Origin of the sequence: Pseudomonas sp. GM18 (genome assembly GCF_000282195.1) — a bacterium.
GTDB lineage: Bacteria > Pseudomonadota > Gammaproteobacteria > Pseudomonadales > Pseudomonadaceae > Aquipseudomonas.
This window is the reverse complement of record NZ_AKJT01000091.1, coordinates 17,774-27,027: the sequence shown is the minus strand read 5'-3', so window position 1 is coordinate 27,027 and position 9,254 is coordinate 17,774. Positions and strand designations below refer to the sequence as shown.

The following is a 9,254-nucleotide window of genomic DNA, read 5'->3' as shown; positions in this document are numbered from 1 at the left end:
CGAACGCAGCCTCGCAGGCTCGGCAGCTGCTACGGGGGCCGTGTTATTGGACGATATCGATCAGCACGCTCTTGAAGCGCAAGTTGGCTTCGAAGGCTTCGCGGCCCAGGTCCTTGCCGATACCGGAGCGTTTGTAGCCGCCGGTCGGCAGGATGTAGTCGTTGCTGCGTCCGTAGCGGTTGACCCACACCGTGCCCGCCTCCAGCCGCCGGACCAGTCGCAGGGCACGGTTGATGTCGGCGGTGTGCACGCCCGCCGCCAGGCCGTAAGTGGCGTGCGCGGCCAGGCTCAGTGCCTGCTCTTCGTCATCGAACGCTTGCACCGTCAGCACCGGGCCGAAAATTTCTTCGCAGATCGCCGGGTTCTGGTTGTCCAGGCCCGCCAGCAAGGTCGGTTGGTAATAGGCGCCGCCCAGCCCTTCAAACAAACCACCGCCGGTCAGCACTTCAGCCCCGGCCTGACGCGAACGCTGGACGATGCCGTCGATGCGACTGGCCTGCAACCGGGAAATGATCGGCGACAGCGTGCTCTCGGACGACCAGGTCGGCCCTGGGCGCAGCTCTTCGAAATACGCCTGCAAGTGTGCAATGAACGGTTCCATGATCGAGCGCTGAATCAGCAACCGCGAACCGGACACGCACACCTGCCCGGCATTGCCGGTGATGGCCAGCGCCACAGTGCGCGCGGTCTTCGCGATGTCCGGCACGTCGGCAAACACCAGTTGCGGGCTCTTGCCGCCCAACTCCAGCGTCACCGGTTTCGGCCCCACCAGCGCGCAAGTAGACATGATGCTCGAGCCAGTCGCTGTGGAGCCGGTAAAGGTTACCTTGCCCACTCGCGGATGACGGCACAAGGCGTCGCCCGTGATGCGGCCATCGCCCTGAACCACGTTGAATATCCCGGCAGGAATGCCCGCCTGCAGCGCCAGTTCGGCAAAGCGCAGGCTGGAAAACGGCGTCAGCTCCGACGGTTTGAGCACCACGGCATTGCCGGCGGCCAGCGCCGGGGCGACTTTCCACGAAGCCATGCTCAAGGGGAAATTCCACGGCGCGATGGCTGCGATCACACCATACGGTTCAGCGATCTGCATGCCCAGGCGATCGGTCTGGGTCGCCGCGACATGGCCGCCGTGCTTGTCCGCCAGTTCGGCAAAGAAGCGAATGCCCTCGGCGACATAAGGAATGTCCCAGGCGATCACATCTTTATGCGCACGGGTCGAGCCCACCGCTTCCAGCGGCGCCAGCACGGCGACATCGGCTTCGATCAGATCGGCCCAGCGACGCATGACCCGTGCCCGTTCCCGGGGCGGACGGCTGGCCCAATCGCTGCGGTTAAACGCCTGCCAGGCATCGTTGACCGCCTCATCCACCAGATCGGCATCGGCGATCGGCAACTGGGCATAGGCCTGACCGTCCGAAGGGCGAACCACCTCCAGCCCCGGTTGGGCGTCGCGGTATTTGCCGGCAATAAAGTGAGCGCTGCGCACAGCGATAAGGCGAGGATCGAAGCTATCCATGGAGCACTCCAGAAAGGGACGGCGAGTCGTGAACTCAGGCCTCCATCGTAGAAAAAAAGCCCAAGCATTTGCTGCCGACCTTATGGGGCAATTAAGTAGTAAGTGTGGTCTTCGGGCCCTCGACGTGAGGAATCTGCCGAATCTTTCCACCCCCCTTGTCAGGCCTTCACACAGATGGGATACAGGCATCCTCGCGCCGGAAAACCGGCTGATCGCGCACACTGTAAAACGGAGACTCGCCATGTCCGCCTCGCACCCTTCCACTTATGTCTATCGACCGATGACCGCCGCCGACCTGCCTTCGGCTCATGCCTTGTCTGTTGAGTTGAAGTGGCCTCATCGCCTGGAAGACTGGGCGATGTTGCAGCGGGTCAGCGAAGGCTTTGTGGTACTCGACGGCGACCGACTGATAGGCACTGCGTTTGCCTGTCGGCAAGGCGACTTCGCCACCATCGGCCTGGTGATAGTCAGTGATGATTATCAGGGCAAGGGCATCGGCCGTCGGTTAATGGAACACGCGCTGGAGGCCTGCCAGTCGCGCACGCCGATGCTCAATGCCACGCTTGCCGGCGCACCGCTTTACGCCAGCCAGGGGTTTGTCGAGTTCGGCCGGATTCAGCAGCATCAAGGCCTGGCGCAGGCGCCCGCGCTTGAACCACTGGCGAACGGTGAAGAATGTCGCCCGCTGCATGCGGCCGATCAGGCTCGTCAGCTGGCACTGGCCAACGCCGGCAGCGGGCTGGACCGGCAAGCGGTGCTCACGGACCTGTTCAAGGTGGTCGAGCACTCGGTGGGCATCGAGCGCGACGGTCAATTACGGGCTTTCGCCCTGCTGCGCCCGTTCGGTCGCGGTCGTTGCCTCGGCCCGGTCATCGCCGAAACCCTTGAACAGGCGAAACACCTGATCGCCGTGTTATTGGCCCAGGTGCCGGACGCTTTCGTGCGAATCGACATTCCGGCAGACAGTGGTTTGAGCGAGTGGCTGGAGCAGGCCGGTCTCAAACAGGTCGACACCGTGGCGCAAATGGCACGGGGCACGCCGCCGCAAGCGGTCAACGGCGTCCGCCAATTTGCCCTCGTCACCCAAGCCATCGGCTGATCCCGGCGCGCGATGAAGCGAGCGCCCTCCAACACCTTCTACCCCCCATTTGCAGGGAGCGTCACCCGTATGTCTCAACCCACCATTGTGCTGTTGGCTCGCGCCGACGGCAGCCGTGTGTCTACGTCTTTCAAGGCAGCGCCCTTGAGTTCCATCGATCCGTTCATGGACGGTCGTCAGATCGCCTGGATCGGGTCCGACGGCGTCTCGGCGGGCCTGGTTCACACCAGCAAAACCGTCGATATCGAGGACTTCCCACACACCGAAGTGATCGTGGTCCATGCCGGGCACGTCGTGCTGCAATCCGCAGAACAGGTGCTGGAACTGGGGATCGGTGCCAGCGCCGTGATCGGTCGCGGCACGGCGCTCAGGTTTCAGGCACAACCCGATACTTGCTGGGCCTTCTGCGCCGTCACCAGCCCCAGCGCCGAACCGACGCCGGGGCTGACAGCGCTCGACCCGCTGGCGATGCTGTCCCCTTCGGCGGCACCGGAACCGCAGATACTGATCGGACCCACGCCGCAATGCCGCTCGCGCAATGCCTTCGAAGACAACACGACTAATCTGCGCGTGGGGGTCTGGGATTCGACGCCGTACGCCCGCCATGGTCGAGCGCACAAACTCAATGAATTGATGCACCTGATCGAAGGCAGCGTGACTTTGCAGGCGCCTGACGGGAGCAGCGTAACGGTCAATCCCGGAGATACCGTGTTCGTGCCGCAAGGTGCGCCATGCGCCTGGAACAGTGCGCGGTATGTGCGCAAGGTTTACGCCGTCAAATAGCGCTGACCGATTTCAATCAGCGCAACCGGTCCCGGTTACGCTAATCCCGTAGCAGCTGCCGAGCTCGCGAGGCTGCGTTCGGCTGCACAGCAGTCGTAATCCCTGAATACGCAGCGTGCCTGACGGACCGCAGCGCCTGATTTTGCGACTGCTTCGCAGCCGAACGCAGCCTCGCGAGCTCGGCAGCTGCTACAAGGCGTGGGCCTCAGAATTTCACACCGAATGGGGGCCACCGAGGGGCGTCTTTGAATCAGAGATATTTGAGAATCGCGATGTCGCGACGGCGCTGTTTGAGGTTCGCGAACCAGCGTGTCGGGAAGAACAGCAGCACCCCGAGAATCACGCTCCACAGCCAGACCATGGGCAAGTTATCGAAGCCGTAATAGGTGCCTTGATTGGCGCCCCAGATGGCGACGGCCACCAGGTACATGGCTTTGAGTACATACAGGTGCAGCAAGTAGAAGAACATCGGCGCACCGCCGTAGATCGCCAGGGTCGCGGTGGACCAGCGATCCTGGGCCTTCTCGAACACCGCCAGGAGAATCAGCCCCAGGCCGAGGGTCGGCATCAGGAACATCAGCGACGGCGGGTACTTCTTCGCGCTCATGAAACTCATGAAGGTGCGCAGCCAATCACCGGTCTGCACCCAAGGTTTTTCGCCGTAAACGTTCAGATAGCGGATGAACACAAACGCCGCCAGCAGGCCGAAGCCGACTTTAAGCAAGCGGGAAATCCGCGCGGCCGGTTCCATGTCTTTACCGAACCACGGCCCGATGGCCCAGCCCAGCAGGATTACGCCGATCCACGGCAACACCGGATACGTGGTGCGAGCCCGGGTGAACTCGGTGATGTCGATGAACACCCGCTGATGCAGGATCGACCACGGCACGAAGAACGGCGACTCCGGCCCCACGGTCACGCCATCGAGCAGGTTGTGCCCGGCAACAATCGCCACCCCGAGCACGATCAGCCAACCGCGCTTGAAGTGCAGCAGCCCGGCGAGCACGATCATGCAGATGCCGATGCACCAGATCACTTGCAGCCACAGCGTCTTGGGCGGGAACTCGGCGTTCCAGGCAAAGCACACGAAGGTAAGCTCCAGAAACACCAGGAACAGCCCGCGCTTGAGCAGGAACACCGACGTTTCACTGGCCGTGTGTTTCTGGCTGTAGAGCCAGGCCGACAAACCGGTGAGGAAGATGAACACCGGGGCACAGAGGGTGCTCAACAGTCGGGTGAAGAACAGGTCCGGGGTCACGCTCAAGGCATCGATCGGGTCGGTAACCTGGCGGTGCAGCAGAAAGGTCTCCCGCACATGGTCGATGAGCATCAACAGCATGACGAAACCGCGCAGGGCATCGATGGCCAGCATCCGGGTGTTGGCTTTGGCAACGCTGGTGGCCAGCGCAGGGGAAACACTTCCCGCCTGCCCTGCCACGCTTGTAGATAGGGTCATATCAGTCACTCATGTCTTGGTCAGTGGACTACCGCTGGCTCAGCCCTGTTTCTTCAGCCTGGCAACTTCCGATGCCGGCAGCTGCGACGGCGCCCGCGGCAAGGGTACCTGACCTTCCTTTCGATTGGTGTTGTTCCACGGATCGTTGCAGCCCTGCAACGATCCGTCCCTCTCTCTCAACGCATTACAACGCAGGCTATTTTGGTCTTCCTCCCGAATTCATCGCCCGGAACGCAAACGAAGACTGTTTTCGCCGCGTAAACAACGTTTTATGCCGCCTGTAGCAGCTGCCGAGCAGCGCGAGGCTGCGTTCGGCTGCGCAGCAGTCGTAAACCCTGAATGCACGGTGTGCCTGACGAACCGCATCGGCTGATTTTGCGACTGCTTCGCAGCCGAACGCAGCCTCGCGCTGCTCGGCAGCTGCTACACAGAGCCTATCCCGCGCCTCTTTCGAAGGCGCGGCAGGCTGCAAGGGAATGGGTAGACGTGGCGTCAGCTTCAGTGCCGCAACAATTTGCGCAGCGGCACGCCGTCCTTGAGCACGGGGGACTTGATGACGATGTAGCTGAAGTACTTGGAGATGCCGATGTTCTTGTCCAGCAGGCTTTCGACCACTTCCTGATAATGCTGGATGCTGCGGGTCATGAAGCGCACCAGGTAATCGTAGCCACCGCTGATCAGGTGGCATTCGAGCACTTCATCGACCAGACGGATATTGGACTCGAACTTGGCGAAGTCCTCGCGTTTGTGGTCGCTCAAGGTGATCTCGGTGAATACCGTGACCGAGTCGGTGATCTTGGCCAGGTTCAGGTGGGCCTTATAGCTGGAAATATACCCGGCCGACTCCAGCCGCTTGACCCGTTGCAGGCAGGGGCTGGCCGACAAGCCGACGGCATCGGCCAGGCTGACGTTGGTCATGCGCCCATCCTTTTGCAGCTCAACCAGGATGCTGATGTCGATTCGGTCCAGTTTTACTAAACCTTCCATTGCGTACCTCTTGACTGCCGTTTGTAAGACAATCTTCTAGCAAAATCAGCGCCGTAAAGACAGCTGATGCTGAGCCACCAGATCCGCCATGCTGTTGATGCAGTAATCCGCCGCACACGGCGACGGGTGTCTGGCCCGGCCACGACAGATCAGGCAGACCGCGCCCGCCCCCGGTTGCCGGGCGCCAGGCCGCGTTACCTGGAGGATGGTATTGGCATCAAGATCATTGGCCGCCAGCCAGTCTTGATCCTGCAATGGGTCGCTTGCCAGTGAAATAAAATCGTCGGGCATGATCCCCAGGCGTTCACACAGCAGGCCGCGATCTTCAGCGTCACGGTCGCCATGCACCAGCAGGCGATAGAACTTGCGCAAATACAGCATGGCGCCGGGTGCATCCTCGAACAACGACCAGCCGACGACCGACCGGGCGAAGCTCATGCCCTCCTCCCAACTGGCTTTCAACGCCCAGCGCTCGGCCAATTGACGGTGGGCGAAACACAGCAAACCACTGAAGCCCAGTTCGCCGAAACGCGGGTACAGCGCCTGCACTACCTCGCTGAATTCGGCCAACACTTGTGCCTTGTCCGGGTGACCGCCACGGCTGTCGAGCAGCGGCTGCAACGCCGCCCAGACTCCGGAATCGCGATCCACCAGCACCTCATCGCAATCGATCAGCAACGCTCGATAATCAGTCAGCCCCATGGTGTGTAAAGCCTCCGATGATGCATTCCATCAATCCATGCTCCAAAAATGCTCACGGGCGATGCTGTGCGGCATCGCCCGGAGCAGGCGTGAGCTCAGTTCAAGACTCGTGCCAGCGCCGCGTCGAGAATCTGCAACGCTTCATCGATCTGTGCTTCGCTGGTCACCAGCGGCGCCAGGAAGCGCAGCACGTTGCGTTGCACGCCGCACTTGATCACCAACAAGCCACCGGCCCGGGCTTCGTCGATCAATCGTTGATTGAGGTCGGCATCCGGGGTCCGAGCCTCGTCATCCTTGATCAGTTCGATCGCCAGCATGAAGCCGCTGCCACGCACGTCGCCGATCCGCGGGTAACGGGCTTGCAAGCTCAACAGTCCCTGACGCAGACGCTCGCCCAACGCATCGCCACGGGCCAGCAACTGCTCTTGCTCGTAGGCCTCGATCACCGCCAGCGCCGCCGCGCACGACAGCGCGTTGCCGCCGTAAGTACCGCCGAGGCCGCCGGGCAATGGCGCGTCCATGATCTCGGCCTTGCCGACCACACCGGACAACGGCAAACCGCCGGCCAGGCTCTTGGCCACGGTGACCAGGTCGGGCTGGATGCCCGCGTGCTGGAAACCGAACCATTTGCCGGTACGCCCGAAACCGGTCTGGATTTCATCGAGGATCAGCACGATGCCGTGCTTTTCAGTCAGGGCGCGCAGGGCCTGAAGAAACTCCGCCGGTGCCGCAAGGAAACCGCCATCGCCCTGCACCGGTTCGATGATGATCGCCGCGACCCGCTCAGGCGCCACTTGGGTGGCCAACAATTCGTCCAGTGCCTTGAGCGCCATGTCGCTGGTGACGCCGCGATAGGCATTCGGATACGGGGTGTGGAAGACCTCCGGCGCGAACGGCCCGAAGTTCTGTTTATACGGCTGGCTCATGCCGGTCAGCGTGGTGCCGAGCAAGGTCCGCCCGTGGAACCCGCCACGAAAGGCGATCACCGCCGAGCGGTTGGTGTGGGCGCGGGCGATCTTCACCGCGTTTTCCACCGCTTCGGCGCCGGAGGTGAAGAACGCTGCTTTATAAGCGTCCTGGCCGCCGATCATTTCGCACAGGCGTTGGGCCAGGTCGAGATAAGGCTTGTAGGCCACTACCTGAAAACAGGCGTGGGAGACTTTTTGCAACTGCGCTAGTACCGCCGCGACCACCTTGGGGTGATTGTGGCCGATGTTAAGTACACCGATGCCGCCGACAAAATCCAGGTAGCGCTTGCCGTCCACGTCCCACAATTCTGAACCCTGGGCCCGATCGATCACCAACGGATGCGCGGTAACCAGGCCACGTGGCACGAATTGATCGCGCTGACGGAGCAAATGAGGGGTTTCGTCGACTTTGCTATTCATGGCATTTCCCATCGTGAGTCCGGCAACCGGGAAGTGGTTGCGATGGTGTTCAGGTTAAGGCTTGCGCGAAACGAACTACGCCGAACTTGCCCCCTGAGAAATTCGGATCGACTGTTTTCACCCCGCCAAACGGCAGATTCCTTCAGCCCGCCGAATCTGCCGGTGCTGGGCCGATACAAGGTCGCACACCCCGTTAAACCCGCTGCTTTCGACAGATCCTGCGCCGGCGTTGCGCGATGATGGGCAGCACCTTCACCTTTCAGGAAATGCCCATGGCCCTGCTGTATAAAGCTGACCCTGTGCGCGGCCAACAGTGGCAAGCGCTGTTTGCCGAACACGCCCCGGAGATCGAATGGCGCGCCTGGCCGGACATCGGCGACCCGAAAGACATTCAATACCTGGCCGCGTGGCAGGCACCCGACGATCTCGAAGCGCTGCTACCGAATCTGCAAGTGCTGTTTGCCCTGTCCGCCGGCGTCGATCAACTCGACCTCGGACGCCTGCCGGCGAGCTTGCCGGTGGTGCGCCTGCTGGACCCCGGCATCACCCGTGGCATGTGCGAATACGCCAGTTTCGCGGTGCTCAGCCTGCACCGCGACATGCTGCGCTATCGCCAGCAACAAATGGCCCGCTGCTGGCAGGCGCACTTGCTGCAACCGGCGGCCAGGCGTCGGGTCGGGGTCATGGGGCTCGGTGCCCAGGCGCAGCAGATTCTGGCGACCTTGCAACCGCTGGGTTTTGCCTTGTCCGGTTGGGCGCGCAGTGCCCATCACATTCCGGGGGTCGATTGCTATACCGGAGACACGCAACTGCCGGCGTTCCTCAGCCAGTGCGACATTCTGTTGTGTGTGTTGCCGCTGACCGAACAGACCCAGGGCATTCTTGATCGCAGCCTGTTTGAGCAACTACCCAAGGGCGCGGCGCTGATCAACATGGGCCGTGGCGGGCATTTGATAGAAGAGGATCTGTTGGAAGCGCTGGACAGCGGGCATTTGAGCGGCGCGGTGCTTGATGTGCTGCAGCAGGAACCGGCACCGGCGGATCATCCGTTCTGGCACCACCCGCAGATTCTGCTGACACCGCACATCGCCGCGATGACTCAGCCGGAAAGCGCGTTCGGGGTGTTGCTGGAGAACATCCGCCGACATCAACGGGGGGAGCCGATGCTCGGCGAGATCGATCGTGCGCAGGGTTATTGAGCGCCCATGCAGTAACGGGCGCTAAGGGGCTAGTTAAGCCGTAATGCGATCTGTAGCAGCTGCCGAGCTTGCGAGGCTGCGTTTGGTGTGGGCCGCATTCGGGCGAAGCCGTCGCAAACCCGGT

General features: G+C 62.0%; 8 protein-coding genes. 3 read left to right on the top strand and 5 right to left on the bottom strand.

All coding sequences use genetic code 11. From position 1 onward, the window contains the following. Positions 1–43: 43 nt before the first annotated feature. Positions 44–1,516: an aldehyde dehydrogenase family protein gene (locus PMI21_RS06010; protein ID WP_007940693.1), complete on the bottom strand. Its 1,473-nt coding sequence runs from the start codon at positions 1,514–1,516 to the stop codon at positions 44–46. 241 nt (positions 1,517–1,757) lie between these two features. Between PMI21_RS06010 and PMI21_RS06015 the strand changes: the two genes are divergently transcribed. Further along, complete coding sequence (locus PMI21_RS06015) at positions 1,758–2,615, top strand: GNAT family N-acetyltransferase (RefSeq protein ID WP_007940692.1); 858 nt, start codon at positions 1,758–1,760, stop codon at positions 2,613–2,615. A 69-nt stretch (positions 2,616–2,684) separates the two neighbouring features. After that, the gene (locus PMI21_RS06020; RefSeq protein ID WP_007940691.1) at positions 2,685–3,398 is read left to right on the top strand and encodes a cupin domain-containing protein; all 714 of its coding nucleotides are present in this window, start codon (positions 2,685–2,687) and stop codon (positions 3,396–3,398) included. 250 nt (positions 3,399–3,648) lie between these two features. Here the strand turns inward: PMI21_RS06020 and PMI21_RS06025 are convergent, their stop codons facing one another. From PMI21_RS06025 to gabT, 4 genes are all read right to left on the bottom strand, one after another. Next, positions 3,649–4,854, bottom strand: a complete 1,206-nt coding sequence (locus PMI21_RS06025; RefSeq protein ID WP_007940690.1) for a DUF1624 domain-containing protein — start codon at positions 4,852–4,854, stop codon at positions 3,649–3,651. A 498-nt stretch (positions 4,855–5,352) separates the two neighbouring features. Beyond that, positions 5,353–5,841, bottom strand: a complete 489-nt coding sequence (locus PMI21_RS06030; RefSeq protein ID WP_003174918.1) for an Lrp/AsnC family transcriptional regulator — start codon at positions 5,839–5,841, stop codon at positions 5,353–5,355. 45 nt (positions 5,842–5,886) lie between these two features. After that, the gene (locus PMI21_RS06035) at positions 5,887–6,543 is read right to left on the bottom strand and encodes a hypothetical protein (protein ID WP_007940689.1); all 657 of its coding nucleotides are present in this window, start codon (positions 6,541–6,543) and stop codon (positions 5,887–5,889) included. A 95-nt stretch (positions 6,544–6,638) separates the two neighbouring features. Beyond that, entirely contained in the window at positions 6,639–7,931 is a 1,293-nt protein-coding gene (gene gabT / locus PMI21_RS06040) for a 4-aminobutyrate--2-oxoglutarate transaminase (protein ID WP_007940688.1), read from the bottom strand. Positions 7,932–8,203: 272 nt separating this feature from the next. On the opposite strand from gabT, the gene PMI21_RS06045 reads away from it, so the two are divergent. Further along, positions 8,204–9,130, top strand: a complete 927-nt coding sequence (locus PMI21_RS06045) for a 2-hydroxyacid dehydrogenase (protein ID WP_007940687.1) — start codon at positions 8,204–8,206, stop codon at positions 9,128–9,130. Positions 9,131–9,254 lie beyond the last annotated feature (124 nt).

What these genes read in the sequence shown, in the direction of transcription:
- PMI21_RS06010 (WP_007940693.1), bottom strand. Translation starts at nt 1,516, where the DNA reads ATGGATAGCTTCGATCCTCGCCTTATCGCTGTGCGCAGCGCTCACTTT.
- PMI21_RS06015 (WP_007940692.1), top strand. Translation starts at nt 1,758, where the DNA reads ATGTCCGCCTCGCACCCTTCCACTTATGTCTATCGACCGATGACCGCC.
- PMI21_RS06020 (WP_007940691.1), top strand. Translation starts at nt 2,685, where the DNA reads ATGTCTCAACCCACCATTGTGCTGTTGGCTCGCGCCGACGGCAGCCGT.
- PMI21_RS06025 (WP_007940690.1), bottom strand. Translation starts at nt 4,854, where the DNA reads ATGACCCTATCTACAAGCGTGGCAGGGCAGGCGGGAAGTGTTTCCCCT.
- PMI21_RS06030 (WP_003174918.1), bottom strand. Translation starts at nt 5,841, where the DNA reads ATGGAAGGTTTAGTAAAACTGGACCGAATCGACATCAGCATCCTGGTT.
- PMI21_RS06035 (WP_007940689.1), bottom strand. Translation starts at nt 6,543, where the DNA reads ATGGGGCTGACTGATTATCGAGCGTTGCTGATCGATTGCGATGAGGTG.
- gabT (WP_007940688.1), bottom strand. Translation starts at nt 7,931, where the DNA reads ATGAATAGCAAAGTCGACGAAACCCCTCATTTGCTCCGTCAGCGCGAT.
- PMI21_RS06045 (WP_007940687.1), top strand. Translation starts at nt 8,204, where the DNA reads ATGGCCCTGCTGTATAAAGCTGACCCTGTGCGCGGCCAACAGTGGCAA.